Genomic DNA, 17,491 nt, shown 5'->3' with positions numbered 1-17,491 from the left:
GGCGCGATGCAAGCTCCCGCCGCCCCCCGGACCCCGCCGCCCGCCGACGACAGCGGGGCGCTCAGCGTCGTCGCGCTCGGGACCGACGAGGCCCTGGGGGCCGCGCAGGCGTGGAGCGACCTCGCAAGCCGGGCGGTCGAGCCCAACCCCTTCTTCGAAAGCGCCTTCGCGGGCCCCGCGGCGCGCCTGCTCGCCGGCGCAGGCGGTCCGCGCTTCGCGGCCGCCTGGCGCGGAGGCCGGATGGTCGCGCTGCTGCCGCTTGCGGGGCCGCGCCTGGGGCGGCTCGCGCCCGCGCTGGCGGCGTGGACGCACGACCAGGCCGTGCTGGGCTCGCCCTTGCTGGACCCTGACGACGGCCGGGACGGTTTCCGGGCCATTCTGCATTGGCTCAGACGCCGCAACCCTGCGGCGGGCGGATTGCTGCTGCCCTTCATCGCCGAGGAAGGCGCGGCCGCGGCCGCCATCCGCGAGGCCTGCGGCCGGGATTTCCCCCTGTCGCGCCTCGATCCTCACCGGCGCGCCGCGCTGATGGGCGGGGAGGGGTCCGAGGCGCTGCTGGACCGCGGACTGTCGGCCAAGAAGCGCAAGGAGTTCGGCCGGCTCCGCCGCAGGCTCGCCGAGGCAGGCGCCTTGCGGGTGTCCTCGGCCAAGATCCCGGCCGAGGTGGAGCGCGCCTGCGACGCTTTCATGGCGATCGAGGCGAAAGGCTGGAAGGGCCGTCGCGGAACGGCGTTCGCCGCCAGCCGTCGCGGGTCCGAGTTTCTGCGGGGCGTCACGCGCGGCCTGGCGGAGCAGGGCGCCTGCCGCATCGACGTGCTGCACGCCGGGGCGGCGCCGGTCGCGGCCGCGATCATGCTGGGCGGGCGCCGGCGCGCGCTCTACTGGAAGACCGCCTATGATGAAAGCTTCGCGGCCTTCTCGCCCGGCGCGCTGCTGACCATCGACGTCGCCCGGCGGCAGCTGGCCGACGGCGTCGCGCTCACCGACAGCTGCGCCGTCGCCGATCATCCGATGATCGACCGGATCTGGCCCGACCGGATCGCCATTGCGGACTGGTGGATCGAGCTGCGGCCCACCGGCCCGGCGCTCCTCGCCATGCTGCGCGCCAAGCGGACGGCGCGAAGCATGGCCAAGTCCGCCTTGCGGCGGCTGATCCGCTAGGCGCGGGCCCGCAATTCGCGGCGGATCACCTTGCCGGTGGTGGTGAGGGGCAGGTCCGGCACGAAGGCGATCTCGCGCGGATATTCGTGCGCCGACAGCCGGTCGCGGACGAAGCGCTGGATCTCGTCGGCGAGACCGGGCGAGCCCGCATGCCCGGGCTTCAGCACCACGAAGGCCTTCACGATCTCGGTGCGCAGCGCGTCCGGCTTGCCGACCGCGGCCGCATTGGCGACCGCGGGGTGGCGCAGGAGACAGTCCTCGATCTCGGTCGGGCCGATCCGATAACCCGCGGAGGTGATGACGTCGTCGTCGCGGCCGACGAAACGCACATAGCCTTGGGCGTCGCACTCGCCCTGGTCGCCGGTCGTCATCCAGTCCCCGATGAACTTGTCCCGGGTGGCCTCGGGACGGTTCCAGTAGCCCAGGAACATGACGGGGTCCGGCCGCTTCACGGCGATCTGGCCGAGCTCGCCCGGGTCGCAGCGCGAGCCGTCAGGGCGAATCACCGCGACGTCGTGGCCCGGGATGGGCTTGCCGATGGAGCCCGGCTTCACCACCCCGATGGCGGCGCAGGAGCCCAGCACGAGGTTGCACTCGGTCTGTCCATAGGCCTCGTTGATGGTGAGGCCGAGCGCGTCGCGGCCCCAGGCCAGGGTCTCCACGCCCAGCGCCTCGCCGGCCGAGGCCACGGTGCGCAGGTTCAGCCCCGGATAGCGCAGGCGCGGGTTCTCCACCGCGCGCAGCATCCGCAGCGCCGTGGGCGGGACGAAGATGTTGCGGACCTTGTGCTCCGCCATGAGCGCATAGGCTTCGTCCGGATCGAACTTCTCGAACTTGCGCGCCACGGTGGGCACGCCGAAATGCAGGGAGGGCAGGAGCCCGTTCAGCAGCCCCCCCGCCCAGGCCCAGTCGGCCGGGGTCCACATGACGTCCTGGGCCTGGGGGAAGAACTCGTGCACGAGCTGGAAGCAGGGCAGGTGGCCCAGCAGCACGCGGTGGCCGTGCAGGGCGCCCTTGGGCGGCCCCGTCGTGCCGGACGTGTAGATCATCAGCGCCGGATCGTCCGGCGTGGTGTCGAGGGGCGCGAACTCCGCGCCCTCCCGCGCCAGCGCCTCATGAAACCCGAGAGCCGGGCCGTCGGGACCGTCGATCGAGACCAGCAGCGAAAGGCCGGGGAGCTGGTCCCGCAGCGGGGCGACCCTCGCGAGGCCGGCGGCGTTGGTGATCAGCGTCGAGACGCCGGCGTCCGCCAGCCGGTAGGCGAGGGCGTCCGCGCCGAACAGCACGGCCAGCGGCAGCGCGATCGCGCCGAGCTTGTAGGCCGCCACATGCGACACGGCCACTTCGCTGGACTGGGGAAGCAGGATCCCGATCCGGTCCCCCGGGCCGACCCCGCGGCTGCGCAGCAGGTTGGCGAGGCGGTTCGAAGCGTCCCGCATCGCCCCGAACGTCATGACGCGCGACGCGCCGCCCGGCGCGACGTCGATGATGGCCGGCCGGTCCGGCTGGGAGCGGGCCCAGCGGTCGCAGACGTCCACGCCGATATTGTAGCGGGCCGGGATGTCCCAGCGGAATTCAGCCCTGAGCCGATCGAAATCACGCGAAGTAGACAGCATCATCGGTACGCCTGGAGCCAAGCCGGCGCGGACGTTACGCGTTTTGCAGTGCAGCGAAAAGGCCTAGTCGATCTGGCGATCGGCGGGCGGAGGCAGGAACACTTCGGTGAAGATGTCCTGCGGCTTCGGCTTGGACTTGAAGGTGAACGCCAGCCCGATCTGGTCGATCGCCCGCGCGAACCGGGCGGGGTCGATGCCGCCCCAGCCCTGCTCCTTCACCCAGGGCGTGAAGACGTTGCGGGCGATCCCGAGCCGCAGCCTGTCCAACTCCACCTCCCGCCGGGCCTGCTCATTGCGGCGCAGCACGGCCTGAACGGCGCCCTCGGGATCCGTGACGGCGTCCTGCATGCCGCGCACCAGGGCGCGGATGAAGCCCTGGACGGCGGCCGGATGCTGGGCGGCGAAGCCATTATTCGCGATCAGGGCGTCGCCATACAGCTCCAGCCCGTAGTCGCTCATGGCCAGCACGATCAGGTCGTCGGCCGGCACGCCGCGGCTCTTCAGCGTCACCAGGGTCGAGACGGCCGAGCCGAACACGCCGTCGAGCTCCCCGGAGGCCAGCATGGGCTCGCGCACCGCCTGGCCGACGATCTCGATGCGGGCGCCGCGCGGCTCGATGCGGGTCAGCGCCTTGAAGACCGGCCACTGCGCCGCCGCCCCGTCGGCCGAGGAGGCGCCCAGCACCTTCCCGACCAGGCTGTTCGGGTCCGCGGTGACGCCCCGGCTCTTGCGCCCGATGATCGCGAAAGGCGGGGCGTCCTGCATCATCAGCACGGCGGTGAGGTCCGTTCCGGGGTTCTCGTCCCGGTAGCGGATCAGCGTGTTCACGTCGCCCACCCCGAGCTGGTACGCGCCGGCCGCCAGCTTGGCCACGGTCTCGCGCGAGCCGCCGCCGGGCTCGATGGTCACGTCGAGGCCCTCGGCGCGGAAATAGCCCTTGTCCTCCGCCACCAGGAAGGGCGCGGCCGACCCGTCGAACCGCCAGTCCAGCAGCACCCGGATCGGGACGGGCGCCTGGGCGACCGCAGGCGCGAGCGTCCAGGCGTGCGCCAGCAGGGCGAGCGCCGCCAGGACGAGAAGGGGGCCGGTTGCGCGACCGGCGGACGACAGGGTCATGGCGACAGCCTCCATGGCGGCGGGCGGGACGCCCGTCGCTGCGGCAGGTCGGTGTTGCGTCCGGGCGATCATGCCGCCCTCGCGCGGTCCGCGTCCAGCCGCGATGCTGCGCGAACTGAACCAATGATGAAGGGGGCCCGCCTCCCTTGACCTTCGCCGCAACCCCTCCCACCTGAGCAGCGGCGACCGGGCCCCTCTGGCGTGAGTTCAAGGCTCCCGCGATGTCGGCGCAATCGTTGAAGCTTTCAACCATGGGCCCGTCATGCTCGAACTCCTGACCCTTCCGGTCCTCGCCAAGCCTGTCTGGATGTGGCTGGCCTTCACGCTGGTCGTCGTCGCCCTCCTGGCCTTCGACCTCGGGGTGCTGCATCGCGGCTCCAAGGACATCTCAGTGCGCGAGAGCCTGCTGCTCTCGGGCTTCTACATCCTGATGGGCGTGCTGTTCGGCGCCTGGGTGTGGTGGCAGATCTCTCCCCAGGCCGGGCTTGAGTACTTGACCGGATATGTCATCGAGAAAAGCCTCTCGATGGACAACATTTTCGTCATCGCGATGATCTTCGGGTATTTCGGCGTCCCGCGCGCCTATCAGCATCGCGTGCTGTTCTGGGGCATCCTGGCGGTGATCCTGCTGCGCGGACTGATGATCGGCGTCGGGGCGGCGCTGGTGGCGCAGTTCTCCTGGGTGCTTTACCTCTTCGCCGCGTTCCTGGTCGCCACCGGCGTGAAGATGCTGATCGCCGCCGACAAGGCCTACGACGTCGAATCGAACCCGCTGCTGAAGTTCATGCGCCGGCGGTTCCGCGTGACCGATCGGCTGCGGGGCGAGCGCTTCTTCGTGCGGGAGAAGGACCCGGCCACGGGCGCGCTCGTCACCAGCATGACGCCGCTCTTCCTGGTGCTGGTGCTGGTGAACGTCGCCGACGTGGTGTTCGCGGTGGACTCGGTCCCGGCCATTTTCGCGATTACGACGGACGTCTATCTCGTCTTCACCTCCAACATCTTCGCCATCCTGGGGCTGCGCGCGCTGTATTTCGCGCTGGCGGCCATGATCGACCGGTTCGCCTATCTGAAATACGCCCTCGCGACGGTGCTGATCTTCATCGGGTCGAAGATCGTCGTCGCCGACATGCTGGGCGTCGCCAAGATCCCGCCCGCCGTCTCGCTGGGCGCCACCTTCGCGATCCTGGGGGCGGGCGTCGGGTGGTCGCTCTGGAAGACCCGGGCCGCGCCGGTCCTGGTCCGGGACGGGGCGGAGTGAGCTGGCGCGTTCAGACGGGCAGGAGCCCGTCCGTCTTGACCTCCTCCATGACGGCGTAGGTGCGGCTTTCCTTCACGCCCGGCAGCGACAGGAGCACGTCGCCGAGAAAGCGCCTGTAGGCGGGCATGTCCGCCACCCGCGTCTTGACCAGGTAGTCGAAGCCGCCCGCCACCATGTGGCATTCGAGCACTTCGGGCGAGCGCCTGACGGCCTCGGCGAAGCGCTCGAACACGTCGGGCGTCGTCTTGTCCAGGCTCACCTCGACGAAGACGAGCAGGCCCCGGCCGAGCTTCTGCGGGTCGAGCGTCGCCCGAAAGCCGGTGACGTAGCGCTCGCGGAACAGCCGCTTCACCCGCTCGCTGGTCGCCGTCGGCGACAGGCCGATCCGGTCCGCCAGGTTCACCGTGGTGATGCGCCCGTCTTCCTGCAGCAGCGTGAGGATCTTCCGGTCGAGGCGGTCCAGGTCGTCCATGTGCAATTCCCTACGAAAGCGTTCTTCCGTAGCGTGATCATGGCATTCTGTCCATCATACGTGTGTTTAGGCTCGGTCAATCCTGATGTATTGTGGGCAAATCGCAGTCCATTCCGGTCTGCGCCAGGAAGTCCCGCATGACCGCCATCGCCCCGTTTCGCGCGCCCTACTCCCCGGACGACGTGGCCGTCGCCCGCAGCCTCCTCGCCACCGCGACCCTCGAGCCCAACCGCGAGGCCAGGATCGACGCGACCGCGACGCGGCTGGTCGAGGCGATCCGGTCGCGCAGCGGCGGCCTCGGCGGGGTCGAGGAGCTTCTGCGGGAATACTCGCTCTCCAGCCGCGAGGGCTTGGCCCTGATGGTGCTCGCCGAGGCGCTGCTGCGCGTGCCCGACGCCGCCACGGCGGACCTGCTGATCGAGGACAAGATCGGGCAGGGCGACTTCACCCACCGCCGCAGCCATTCGGACGCGCTGCTGGTGTCCGCATCGTCCTGGGCTCTGGGGATCACGGCCCGGATCATCCAGCCGGGAGAGACGCCGGAGAGCATCCTGGGCTCCCTGGCCAAGCGCATCGGCGCCCCGGCGGTGCGCACCGCGACCCGGCAGGCGATGCGCGTCCTGGGCAGCCATTTCGTGCTCGGCCAATCCATCGGCGAGGCGCTCGGGCGGGCCAGGTCGGGTTCGGGCCGGCTGTTCCGCTACTCCTTCGACATGCTGGGCGAGGGCGCGCGCACGCAGGCCGACGCGACGCGCTACGCGAAGTCCTATGCGGACGCCATCGAGGCCATCGGCAAGGCGGCGGGCAACGAGCCGCTCCCCAACCGGCCAGGGATCTCGGTGAAGCTCTCGGCCCTGCACCCGCGCTACGAGGCGCTGTCCCGCGGCCGCGTGATGGCCGAGCTGGTCCCTGTGGTGATCGATCTCGCCCGGATGGCGAAGCGCTACGACCTCAATTTCACGGTCGACGCCGAGGAGGCGGACAGGCTCGAACTCTCGCTCGACGTGATCGCGGCCGTGCTGGCCGACGAGGGACTCGCCGGCTGGGACGGGTTCGGCCTCGCCATCCAGGCCTATCAGAAGCGGGCTCCTCAGGCGATCGACTGGATCGCCGGTCTCGCCAAGGCGCATGGCCGGCGGCTCATGGTGCGGCTGGTCAAGGGCGCCTATTGGGACACGGAGGTGAAGCGCGCCCAGGAGCGCGGGCTGGACGACTATCCGGTCTTCACCCGCAAGGCGATGACCGACCTGAACTACGTGGCCTGCGCCGACCGGCTTCTGGCGGCGCGGCCCGTGATCTATCCGCAATTCGCGACCCACAACGCGCTGACGGTGGCGACCATCCTGGAGCGCGCCGGAAGCGTCGACGGATTCGAGTTCCAGCGCCTGCACGGCATGGGCGACGCGCTCTACCAGGACCTGATGGAGGCCACGCCCGGCCTCGCCTGCCGCACCTACGCGCCGGTCGGCGGACACCGCGACCTGCTGGCCTATCTGGTGCGCCGCCTGTTGGAGAACGGGGCCAACTCGTCCTTCGTCTCCGTCGCGGCCGACGCCGACGTGCCGGTGGAGCAACTGCTGCGCCGGCCCGCCGCCGTGATCGGGCGGCCCGAGGCGGCCCGCAATCCGCGCCTGCCCTTGCCGAAGGACCTCTATGGGCCGGGACGGCGCAACTCGCGCGGCGTCGAGCTCGGCCACGAGGCCAGCCTGCAGGCGCTGCTGGGCGAGATCCGCGCGGCGTCGGCCCCCTCGGCCGCGGCCAGCCTGATCGATGGGATCGTGCAGCCGGGGCCGCCGCGGCCCGTGCTGTCGCCCGTGGACGGCGCCACGGTCGTCGGGGTGGTCGCCGAGGCGGACGAGGCCGTCGCCGACCGGGCGGTGGAAGCGGCGCGCCGCGGGTTCCGGGCCTGGGAACGCACGCCCGCGGGGGACCGCGCCGCCGCCCTGGACAAGGCCGCCGACCTGCTGGAGAGCCGCCGCGGATTGCTGCTCGGCCTGCTCCAGGCCGAGGCGGGCAAGACGCTGGACGACGCCGTCGCGGAGCTGCGCGAGGCGGTCGATTTCCTGCGCTACTATGCGGCGCAGGCCCGGGCGATCTTCGGCGAGGGCGAGGCGATGCCGGGACCGACCGGCGAGGACAACCGGCTGCTGCATCGCGGACGGGGCGTCTTCGTGTGCATCAGCCCCTGGAACTTCCCGCTCGCGATTTTCCTCGGCCAGGTCTCGGCCGCGCTCGCGGCCGGGAACGCCGTCGTGGCCAAGCCGGCCGAACAGACGCCCCTCGTGGCGCATGAGGCCGTCCGGATCCTGCACGAGGCCGGGGTCCCGTCCACGGCGCTCCAGTTCGTCGCCGGCGACGGCCGCGTCGGGGCGCGCATCGTCGGGCGCCCGCACGTGGCCGGGGTCGCGTTCACGGGCAGCACCGAGACGGCGCGCCGGATCAACCGCATGCTGGCCGAGAAGGACGGGCCGATCGCGCCGCTGATCGCTGAAACGGGCGGCGTCAACGCCATGGTGGTGGACGCCACGGCCCTGCCCGAGCAGGTGGCCGACGACGTGGTCACGTCGGCGTTCCGCTCCGCCGGGCAGCGTTGCTCGGCGCTGCGGCTCCTCTGCGTGCAGGAGGACGTGGCCGACAAGATGATCGAAATGATCGTCGGAGCGGCGCGCGAGCTCAAGCTGGGCGATCCGCGCGACCTCAGCGTCCAGATCGGCCCGGTGATCGACGCGGAGGCGAAGGAGCGGCTGGAGGCGCATATCGCCCGCCAGAAGGGCGCCTCGCGCGTCCATCTCGCCGCGCCCGCCCCCGAGCAGGGCTATTTCGTCGCCCCGCACGTTTTCGAATTGGCCTCCCAGGCCGACCTCACGGACGAGATCTTCGGGCCGGTGCTGCATGTCGTGCGCTGGAAGGCCGGCTCCCTGCCGGCCGTGCTCGACGCCATCGAGGCGACCGGCTACGGCCTGACGCTGGGCGTCCATTCGCGCATCGACACGACGATCGAGCAGGTGCTCTCGCGCCTCGACGTCGGCAATTGCTACGTCAATCGCAACATGATCGGCGCGGTGGTGGGCACGCAGCCCTTCGGCGGCTCCGGCCTGTCCGGCACGGGTCCTAAGGCCGGCGGTCCCAACTACCTGAAGCGGTTCGCCGTCGAGCAGACCGTGACGGTGAACACCGCGGCCGCCGGCGGCAACGCCAGCCTGATCGCGATGGGAGAATAGACGGGCGCACTTCACGGCCGCGCTCTAGGATCGGCGCATGACGCTGATCGACCGTCCCTATCGCCCGAATGTCGGGATCGCCCTCTTCAGCCGGGCAGGCCTGGTTTTCGCCGGCCGCTCGGTCTCCAGCGGACCCGAGCGGGTGGAGCCCGGCCGCGAGTGGCAGATGCCGCAGGGGGGCGTGGAGGACGGCGAGGAGATCGTGGCCGCGGCGCGGCGCGAGCTGGCGGAAGAGACCGGCGTCACCCGAACCGCCTTGCTGGCGGTCACGCACGAGTGGCTGCGATACGACTTTCCGCCCTATGCGGGGCCGCCGCACCGGCTCGCCGGCTTCCGCGGCCAGCAGCAGCGCTGGGTGGCCTTGCGCCTGGAAGGCGACGAGCGCGGCATCGACGTGCTCAACCCGCCGAACGGCGCCGCGCCGGAGTTCACGGCGTGGGACTGGTTTCCGCTCACCGAACTGCCCCGGCTGGTCGTGTCCTACAAGCGCGCCGTCTATGAACGCGTGGCCCGGGACTTCGCGCAGTTCGCGGCCGGCTCCCGGTATCCGGTCCGCCGCCGCTAGGGCGTGAGCGCATGAAAAAGGGCCGCCGAAGCGACCCTTTTCGTCAAGTCTCTGCGGGCGCGTTCAGTGCGCCGGATGCATCAGGGTCTCGCGGAGCTCCACTAGCTGAGCCAGCCGATCGGAGGCGGCGCGGCGCGCGTCTTCGCTGCCGGCCTTCTCGAAGGCCGCTTCGGCGGCCTTGATCTCGGCCGAGATCACCTCGTCGGTGACCTCCTCGACCGGGATGGCCTGTTCGGCCAGGATGGTCAGGCCGCGCGGAGACACTTCGGCGAAGCCGCCGCGCACGAAGAGGCGCTGCGTGTTGTTCTGCGGGCCGGTGACCACCACCACGCCGGGGCGCAGCGTCGACATCAGCGGCGCATGGTCCTTCAGCACGCCGAAGTCGCCCTCGCTGCCGGGAACGACGACCTGCTCGACCTCGGCCGAGATCAGGAGCCGCTCGGGCGAGACGAGTTCGAACGGGAACGTGGCCATAGAATTCTCCAACCGGGTCAGGCGAACCCGGCGGCCGGAGCCGCCGAGTCTCACTCAGGCTTACGCGGCCTCGGCGGCCAGGCGCTGGGCCTTCTCGATCGCCTCCTCGATGGTGCCGACCATGTAGAAGGCGGCCTCCGGGAGGTGGTCGTACTTGCCTTCCACCAGGCCCTTGAAGCCCTTGATGGTGTCGGCCAGCGGCACGAGCTTGCCGGGCGCGCCGGTGAACACTTCGGCGACGAAGAAGGGCTGCGACAGGAAGCGCTCGACCTTGCGGGCGCGCGCCACCGTGGTCTTGTCCTCTTCGGACAGCTCGTCCATGCCCAGGATCGCGATGATGTCCTGCAGCGCCTTGTAGCGTTGGAGCACCTGCTGCACCTGGCGGGCCACCGCGTAGTGGTCCTCGCCGACGACGAGCGGCGAGAGCATGCGCGAGGTGGAGTCGAGCGGATCCACGGCCGGGTAGATGCCCTTCTCGGCGATCGAGCGCGACAGCACGGTCGTGGCGTCGAGATGCGCGAAGGAGGTGGCCGGGGCCGGGTCGGTCAGGTCGTCGGCGGGCACGTAGATGGCCTGCACGGACGTGATCGAGCCCTTGGTGGTGGTGGTGATGCGCTCCTGCAGGGCGCCCATGTCGGTCGCGAGCGTGGGCTGGTAGCCCACCGCCGACGGGATGCGGCCCAGAAGCGCCGACACCTCGGAGCCCGCCTGCGTGAAGCGGAAGATGTTGTCCACGAAGAACAGCACGTCCTGGCCCTTGTCGCGGAAGTTCTCCGCGATGGTCAGGCCGGTGAGCGCCACGCGGGCGCGGGCGCCCGGGGGCTCGTTCATCTGGCCGAACACGAGGGCGCACTTGGAGCCTTCGCCGCCGCCCTTCTTGTTCACGCCGGACTCGATGAACTCATGATAGAGGTCGTTGCCCTCGCGGGTGCGCTCGCCGACGCCGGCGAACACCGAGAAGCCGCCATGCGCCTTCGCGACGTTGTTGATCAGCTCCTGGATGAGCACGGTCTTGCCCACGCCCGCGCCGCCGAACAGGCCGATCTTTCCGCCCTTGGCGTAGGGAGCCAGCAGGTCCACGACCTTGATGCCCGTCTCGAGGATCTGCGCCTCGGTGGACTGCTCGGCGTAGCTGGGGGCCGGAGCGTGGATCGGGCGCATGCCTTCGTTGACCACCGGTCCGCCCTCGTCGATCGGCTCGCCGATGACGTTGATGATGCGGCCGAGCGTGCCGTCGCCCACCGGGACCTGGATCGGCGCGCCGGTGTCAGTGACCGGCTGGCCGCGCACGAGGCCCTCGGTGGTGTCCATCGAGATGCAGCGCACCGAGGATTCGCCGAGATGCTGCGCGACCTCGAGCACGAGGCGGCTGCCGTTGTTGGTGGTCTCGAGCGCGTTCAGGATCTCGGGCAGATGTCCGTCGAACTGGACGTCGACGACCGCGCCGATCACCTGGGTGACGTGTCCCGTCGCGACGCCTGCCTGGAAGGTGGTGGCCATGGTTTCAGTCCTTAGGTCTGGCGAGCGCTCGCGCGCCCGGGGTCTGGCTCAGAGCGCTTCCGCGCCCGAGATGATTTCGATGAGTTCCTTGGTGATCATCGCCTGACGAGTCCTGTTGTAGGTCATCGTCTGCTTCTTGATCATCTCGCCGGCGTTGCGGGTGGCGCTGTCCATGGCGCTCATCTGCGCGCCATAGAAGGAGGCCTGGTTCTCCAGCAGCGCCCGCAGCACCTGCACGGAGATGTTCTGCGGCAGCAGGGTCGCCAGGATCTGGCTCTCTTCCGGCTCGTATTCGTAGGCCGCCAGCGAGGCCGAGCCCGGCGCCTGGGCCTGGATCTCGGCCGGGATGATCTGCTGCGCGGTCGGGACCTGGGCGATCACCGACTGGAAGCGCGAGAAGAAGATCGTCGCGACGTCGAATTCGCCCGCCTCGAACAGCTCGATCACCTTCTTGCCGATCATGTCGGCGTGCTCGTAGCCCAGCGTGCGAACCGCGCGCAGGTCGACGAAGTCGATGATCTGCTTGGCGAACTGGCGGCGAAGGATGTCGTAGCCCTTCTTGCCGACGCAGAGGATCTTGACCGTCTTGCCCTGCGCCTGGAGCGACAGGATCCGCTCGCGCGCAAGCCGCGCGATGGAGGAGTTGAACGCGCCGGCGAGCCCGCGCTCGCCGGTGCAGACGACGAGCAGGTGCACGTCGTCGCGGCCGGTGCCCGCCAGGAGCGCCGGAGCGCCGCTGCCGGACACGCCCGCCGCCACATTGGCCAGAACGGCGGACATGCGCTCCGCGAAGGGGCGCGCGGCCTCGGCCGACGTCTGGGCGCGGCGGAGCTTGGCCGCCGCGACCATCTGCATGGCCTTGGTGATCTTCTGCGTCGCCTTCACGGAGGCGATGCGATTGCGCAGGTCCTTCAGCGACGCCATGGTCCGCCCTTCCTCGCGTTCAGATCAGGCGAACGACTTGGCGAAGGCGTCGACGACGTCCTTCAGTTTCTTGGCGCTGTCGTCCGACAGGTCCTTGGAGGTGCGGATCGCATCCATCAGGTCCTTGTGGTTGGCGTGCAGCGAGCTGAGCAGGCCGTCCTGGAAGGCGCGGACGCGGTTCACGGGCAGCTGGTCGAGATAGCCGTTCACGCCGGCGTAGATCACCGCGACCTGCTCTTCCATCTGCAGCGGCGAGAACTGCGGCTGCTTCAGGAGCTCGGTCAGGCGGGCGCCGCGGTTCAGAAGGCGCTGCGTGGTGGCGTCGAGATCGCCGCCGAACTGCGCGAAGGCCGCCATCTCGCGGTACTGCGCCAGTTCGCCCTTGATCTTGCCGGCGACCTTCTTCATCGCCTTGGTCTGGGCCGAGGAGCCCACGCGCGACACCGACAGGCCGACGTTCACGGCCGGGCGGATGCCCTGGTAGAACAGGTCGGTCTCCAGGAAGATCTGGCCGTCCGTGATCGAGATCACGTTGGTCGGGATGTAGGCCGACACGTCGTTGGCCTGCGTCTCGATGACCGGCAGCGCCGTCAGCGAGCCCGAGCCCTGGTCCTTGTTCAGCTTGGCGGCGCGCTCGAGCAGGCGGGAGTGCAGGTAGAACACGTCGCCCGGGTAAGCCTCGCGGCCCGGCGGGCGGCGCAGCAGCAGCGACATCTGGCGATAGGCGACGGCCTGCTTGGACAGGTCGTCATAGATGATCACGGCGTGCATGCCGTTGTCGCGGAAATACTCGCCCATGGTGCAGCCGGTGAACGGCGCCAGGAACTGCATGGGGGCCGGATCCGACGCCGTGGCGGCGACGATGATCGAGTACTCCAGGGCGCCCTGCTCCTCGAGCACCTTCACGAACTGGGCGACGGTGGAGCGCTTCTGGCCGATGGCGACGTAGACGCAGTAGAGCTTCTGGCTCTCGTCGCCCGACTGGTTGATCGCCTTCTGGTTCAGGATCGTGTCGAGCGCGATCGCGGTCTTGCCGGTCTGGCGGTCGCCGATGATCAGCTCGCGCTGGCCGCGGCCGATCGGGATCAGGGCGTCCACGGCCTTGAGGCCGGTGGCCATCGGCTCGTGCACCGACTGGCGCGGGATGATGCCGGGCGCCTTCACGTCGACGCGCATGCGCTTGTCGGCGACGATCGGGCCCTTGCCGTCGATCGGGTTGCCGAGCGCGTCGACGACGCGGCCGAGCAGGCCCTTGCCGACGGGGGCGTCCACGATGGCGCCGGTGCGCTTGACCGTCTGGCCTTCCTTGATGTCGCGGTCGGAGCCGAAGATCACGATGCCGACATTGTCGGTCTCGAGGTTCAGCGCCATGCCGCGCACGCCGTTCTCGAACTCGACCATCTCGCCCGCCTGGACGTTGTCGAGCCCGTAGGCGCGGGCGATGCCGTCACCGACGGACAGAACCTGCCCGACCTCGGTGACCTCTGCCTCGGAGCCGAAATTCTTGATCTGCTCCTTGAGGATCGCGGAGATTTCTGCGGCGCGGATATCCATCAGCCGACCTCTTTCATCGCGGTTCGAATGCCGTTGAGTTTCGTGCGCAGGGAAGCATCGACCATCTTGGAGCCGAGCTTCACGACGATGCCGCCGATGATCGCCGGGTCGACCTTGACGTCGACCTCGACCTTCTCACCGGCCACATCCTTCAGGGCCTGCTTGATGTCGCCCAGCACCTTCTCGGAAGGCTGCGAGGCGACGGTGACTTGCGCGCGGACGACGCCCTTCTGCTGGTCCGCCAAAGTGCGGTAGGCCCGCACCATGTCGTGGACCGCGAAGAGGCGGCGCTTGGCCGCGACCAGCTTCAGGAAGTTGGCCGTCAGGCCCGTGATCCCGATCTGCGCCAGGATCGGGCCCATGGCCTTCTCCTGGTCTTCGGCCGAGAACACCGGGCTGCGCACGAAGCGCTCCATGTCGGCGTTCTGGGCGATGAGGGCGTCGAACCGGTCGAGGTCGCCGCCGACGGCGTCGATCGCGTTCGCCTCCTGGGCGAGTTCGAACAGCGCGGCCGCGTAGCGGCCGGCCACACCGGAAACGATCGTGTTCTCTTGAGCCACCGGCCGTCTCTCATCTGTCCCGACGCTTCGCGCCACGGACCTGCGCGCGAGAAATCGGCGAAGGACAAAGCGTGGCGCCACGTCTGGAGTGGAACGGACCCGCGCTCGACATGTCGCGCTGCGCGCAACCCCGTCTCGACGCCGGTCCGAAAGGCGCGCGTGAACTAGCATGATGATCCGGGGCGTGCAACCCGACGAGCGTCCCGGCGACGCGCGACTTTTGGGGAGGGCGGGCGCCCCGCCATGCTTCACCCGGCGCCAAGGATCGGGGATGCATATATGCACACGCTGTGGGAGGCCAGAATGCAGAAGCGAATGACAATCAGCATCGACGAAGCGGTGTATGACGGGCTCGTTCGCGTGGTCGGGCGCCGCAACATGAGCCGGTTCCTTGAGGATCTGGCGCGCCCGCATGTCGTCAAAGAAACCCTGGACGAGGCCTACGCCGCATTGGTGCTCGATCGGGAGCGGGAAGCCGAGGCCCTGGCCTGGAGCGAAGCGCTCATCGGCGACGGCGTCGATGCGGCGCGGTGAAGTCTGGCGGATCGATTTTGATCCGTTGATCGGCGGAGAGGTCCGTAAGACCAGGCCGGCGGTCATCGTGAGCAACAACGCCGCGAATGCTGCCCTGAATCGGCTCCAGGTTGCGCCGCTCACGAGCAACGCCGGACGGGTCTATCCGAGCGAGGCGGTGGTCCAAATCGATGGCGCGACCAGCAAGGTCATGGCCGATCAGCTCATCACGGTGTCAAAGCTGCGCTTCAAGTCGCGTCTGGGCGCGCTGTCCGCGAAGGACATGAAAGCGGTCGAACGAGCGGTCCTGACGCAACTCGGCCTGCCGCTCTGAACGCGCCTCGAGGCCTCACAAGAAGCTCATCGGGTCCACGTCCACCTGCACGCGCGTGTTGCCGGTGATCTTGGGTCCGGCGGCCAGCCAGCCGCGCAGCCAGTCCTGCATGGGGAACTCGCGCGCGGTCTTGACCAGCATCCGGAACCGGTGCCGGCCGCGCACCACGGCGATCGGCGCTTCGGCGGGGCCGAGCACGATGACCTCCGGGTGGCCCGGCGCGCAGCGCGCCAGCGCCCTGGCGTGCCCTTCGGCGGCGGCGCGGTCCGCGGCCGAGACCACCACGGCGGCGAGCCGGCCGAAGGGCGGCAGGCCGGCGGCCCGGCGCATCGCGATCTCCTCGCGGTAGAACCGTTCGGCGTCGCCCGACAGGAGCGCCCGCATGACGGGGTGGTCCGGCTGGAAGGTCTGCAGCAGCGCGCGCCCCGTCGTGTCGCCGCGGCCGGCGCGGCCGGTGACCTGCTGCAGCACCTGGAAGGTGCGCTCGCCCGCTCGCGGATCTCCCGAGGCGAGCCCGAGATCGGCGTCCACCACCCCGACCAGCGACAGCTTGGGGAAATTGTGCCCCTTGGCGACGAGCTGCGTGCCGACGACGATCTGGAAGTCGCCGGCCGCCACGGCCTCGAGCTCGCGCTTCAGCCGCTCCGTCCCGCCAGGGAAGTCCGACGACAAGACAAGCGACCGGGCTTGCGGAAAAGCTTCGGCCACCTCCTCGGCGAGCCGCTCCACGCCCGGGCCGCACGCCGCGAGGCTGTCGACCGCCCCGCATTCCGGGCAGGCGTCGGGCCGACGCTCGACATGGCCGCAATGGTGGCAGACGAGCGCGCGGCGGAAGCGGTGCTCCACCAGCCAGGCCGTGCAGTTCGGGCATTGGAACCGGTGGCCGCAGGCGTTGCACAGCGTCAGCGGGGCGTAGCCGCGGCGGTTGAGATAAAGCAGCGCCTGCTCGCCGCGCTCCAGCGTCTCCCGCACGGCGGCGACGAGGCGCGGCGACAGCCAGCGGCCGCGCGACGGCCCGTCGCGGCGCATGTCGACAGCGGTCAGATCAGGCATCGCCCTGCCGCCGAAGCGGCCCGGCAGGCGCAGATGGCGGTAGCGGCCCTGCTCCGCGTTGACGCGGCTCTCGATGGAGGGGGTCGCGGAGGCCAGCACCACGGGCGCGCCCTCGATCCGGCCGCGCACCACCGCCATGTCGCGGGCGTGGTAGTGCACGCCGTCCTCCTGCTTGTAGGCGTGCTCGTGCTCTTCGTCGACGATCACGAGCCCCAGCACGCGGAAGGGCAGGAACAGCGCGGAGCGCGCGCCGGCGACCACCAGCGCCTCCCCGGACGCGACGGCGGCGTGGGTGCGTTCCCGCCGTCGTCCGGCCACGCCGGAGTGCCACTCGGCGGGCCTGACGCCGAAGCGCGCCTCGAAACGGGCGAGGAACTGCGCCGTGAGGGCGATCTCGGGCAACATGATGAGGGATTGCCGTCCGGCCCGGATGGCGGCGGCGACAGCTTCGAAATAGACCTCGGTCTTGCCCGATCCGGTCACGCCCTCCAGCAGCGTCACCGAGAAGGAGGCCGACCGCACCGCCTCGCCGAGAGCGTCGGCCGCCTCCTGCTGGGTGGGCTCGAGGCTGGTATGGGCATGGTCCGGATCCGGCGTGGGCGCGATCGGGGCCGGCGGGACGCCGACGGTCTCCAGCGTGCCCTCGTCGATGAGGCCGTCCAGCACGCCGACGCTCACGCCGGCGGCCTCGGCGAGCTCGCGCTTGGGCGTGACCGCGCCCTTCTGGGCCACGGCGATGACGCGGGCGCGGGCGGGGGTCATCCGGGCGGGCGGCGGGCCGGCCAGCCGCACGCCGGTCAGCATGCGCTCGGGCGGGTCGCCCTCGGGCGCGCGGAGCGCCATCCTGAGCACCATGCCGCGCGGCGCCAGCGTGTAGCGGGCGACCCAGTCGACGAAGCGGCGATGCGCCTCGGTCAGGGCCGGTCCCGGCATGCGGGCGGTCACCGCCTTCAGGTTGGATCCGGAAGCGCCGCGGCGCAGCTCCCAGACCACTCCGACCGTCTCGCGCGGGCCGAAGGGCGCCTGCACGACCGCGCCCGGCTCCAGCTCCAGGCCGGGCGGCACCACATAGGAGTAGGTCTGGTCGAGCGCCACGGGCGTCAGCACCTCGGCGATGAGGGCGCCGCTGGCCTGGAGATCCGGGGAGCTTCGCGGAGGCGCCGACATGCC

Annotated in this window: 15 protein-coding genes; 6 read left to right on the top strand and 9 right to left on the bottom strand. The window is 70.3% G+C overall.

Going from position 1 to position 17,491, the window contains the following annotated elements; all coding sequences use genetic code 11:
• Positions 1-6: 6 nt before the first annotated feature.
• Complete coding sequence (locus ACYVO7_RS22210) at positions 7-1,161, top strand: GNAT family N-acetyltransferase (protein ID WP_460451960.1); 1,155 nt, start codon at positions 7-9, stop codon at positions 1,159-1,161.
• On the opposite strand, the gene ACYVO7_RS22205 is transcribed toward ACYVO7_RS22210, so the two are convergent.
• Both ACYVO7_RS22205 and ACYVO7_RS22200 read right to left on the bottom strand, forming a co-directional pair.
• Complete coding sequence (locus ACYVO7_RS22205) at positions 1,158-2,777, bottom strand: acyl-CoA synthetase (RefSeq protein WP_460452001.1); 1,620 nt, start codon at positions 2,775-2,777, stop codon at positions 1,158-1,160. The genes ACYVO7_RS22210 and ACYVO7_RS22205 overlap by 4 nt on opposite strands.
• Before the next feature lie 63 nt (positions 2,778-2,840).
• Positions 2,841-3,893, bottom strand: coding sequence for an ABC transporter substrate-binding protein (locus tag ACYVO7_RS22200; protein WP_460451959.1), 1,053 nt, complete (start codon positions 3,891-3,893; stop codon positions 2,841-2,843).
• Positions 3,894-4,155: 262 nt separating this feature from the next.
• On the opposite strand from ACYVO7_RS22200, the gene ACYVO7_RS22195 reads away from it, so the two are divergent.
• Positions 4,156-5,151, top strand: coding sequence for a TerC family protein (locus ACYVO7_RS22195; protein ID WP_460451958.1), 996 nt, complete (start codon positions 4,156-4,158; stop codon positions 5,149-5,151).
• 10 nt (positions 5,152-5,161) lie between these two features.
• Here the strand turns inward: ACYVO7_RS22195 and ACYVO7_RS22190 are convergent, their stop codons facing one another.
• Positions 5,162-5,623 (bottom strand): Lrp/AsnC ligand binding domain-containing protein, encoded by a 462-nt coding sequence (locus ACYVO7_RS22190; protein WP_460451957.1) that lies wholly within the window; start codon positions 5,621-5,623, stop codon positions 5,162-5,164.
• Between the two features lie 137 nt (positions 5,624-5,760).
• Between ACYVO7_RS22190 and putA the strand changes: the two genes are divergently transcribed.
• Both putA and ACYVO7_RS22180 read left to right on the top strand, forming a co-directional pair.
• Complete coding sequence (gene putA / locus ACYVO7_RS22185) at positions 5,761-8,844, top strand: bifunctional proline dehydrogenase/L-glutamate gamma-semialdehyde dehydrogenase PutA (RefSeq protein WP_460451956.1); 3,084 nt, start codon at positions 5,761-5,763, stop codon at positions 8,842-8,844.
• A gap of 37 nt (positions 8,845-8,881) precedes the next feature.
• Positions 8,882-9,409, top strand: a complete 528-nt coding sequence (locus ACYVO7_RS22180) for an RNA pyrophosphohydrolase (protein ID WP_460451955.1) — start codon at positions 8,882-8,884, stop codon at positions 9,407-9,409.
• 63 nt (positions 9,410-9,472) lie between these two features.
• Here the strand turns inward: ACYVO7_RS22180 and ACYVO7_RS22175 are convergent, their stop codons facing one another.
• From ACYVO7_RS22175 to ACYVO7_RS22155, 5 genes are read right to left on the bottom strand one after another with little or no spacing between them, the layout of a single operon-like run.
• Positions 9,473-9,883 carry a F0F1 ATP synthase subunit epsilon gene (locus ACYVO7_RS22175; protein ID WP_460451954.1) on the bottom strand — a complete coding sequence of 137 codons (411 nt, stop codon included), beginning with the start codon at positions 9,881-9,883 and terminating at the stop codon, positions 9,473-9,475.
• Positions 9,884-9,943: 60 nt separating this feature from the next.
• Entirely contained in the window at positions 9,944-11,383 is a 1,440-nt protein-coding gene (gene atpD / locus ACYVO7_RS22170; protein ID WP_460451953.1) for a F0F1 ATP synthase subunit beta, read from the bottom strand.
• A gap of 48 nt (positions 11,384-11,431) precedes the next feature.
• Entirely contained in the window at positions 11,432-12,307 is an 876-nt protein-coding gene (locus ACYVO7_RS22165; RefSeq protein ID WP_406855128.1) for a F0F1 ATP synthase subunit gamma, read from the bottom strand.
• A 24-nt stretch (positions 12,308-12,331) separates the two neighbouring features.
• Entirely contained in the window at positions 12,332-13,861 is a 1,530-nt protein-coding gene (gene atpA, locus ACYVO7_RS22160) for a F0F1 ATP synthase subunit alpha (protein ID WP_406855127.1), read from the bottom strand.
• Positions 13,861-14,421 carry a F0F1 ATP synthase subunit delta gene (locus ACYVO7_RS22155; protein ID WP_460451952.1) on the bottom strand — a complete coding sequence of 187 codons (561 nt, stop codon included), beginning with the start codon at positions 14,419-14,421 and terminating at the stop codon, positions 13,861-13,863. Before ACYVO7_RS22155 ends, atpA begins: the two co-directional genes overlap by 1 nt.
• Positions 14,422-14,724: 303 nt before the next feature.
• Between ACYVO7_RS22155 and ACYVO7_RS22150 the strand changes: the two genes are divergently transcribed.
• Both ACYVO7_RS22150 and ACYVO7_RS22145 read left to right on the top strand, forming a co-directional pair.
• Positions 14,725-14,955: a hypothetical protein gene (locus ACYVO7_RS22150; RefSeq protein WP_460451951.1), complete on the top strand. Its 231-nt coding sequence runs from the start codon at positions 14,725-14,727 to the stop codon at positions 14,953-14,955.
• Positions 14,942-15,268 (top strand): type II toxin-antitoxin system PemK/MazF family toxin, encoded by a 327-nt coding sequence (locus ACYVO7_RS22145; RefSeq protein WP_460451950.1) that lies wholly within the window; start codon positions 14,942-14,944, stop codon positions 15,266-15,268. Before ACYVO7_RS22150 ends, ACYVO7_RS22145 begins: the two co-directional genes overlap by 14 nt.
• A 15-nt stretch (positions 15,269-15,283) precedes the next feature.
• Here ACYVO7_RS22145 and ACYVO7_RS22140 read toward each other — a convergent pair whose 3' ends face one another.
• Entirely contained in the window at positions 15,284-17,488 is a 2,205-nt protein-coding gene (locus tag ACYVO7_RS22140; RefSeq protein ID WP_460451949.1) for a primosomal protein N', read from the bottom strand.
• Positions 17,489-17,491 lie beyond the last annotated feature (3 nt).

It is taken from the genome of Alsobacter sp. SYSU BS001988, from assembly GCF_054796215.1.
Note: the sequence above shows the minus strand (reverse complement) of the source record. Positions and strands in the feature narration are given on the sequence as shown.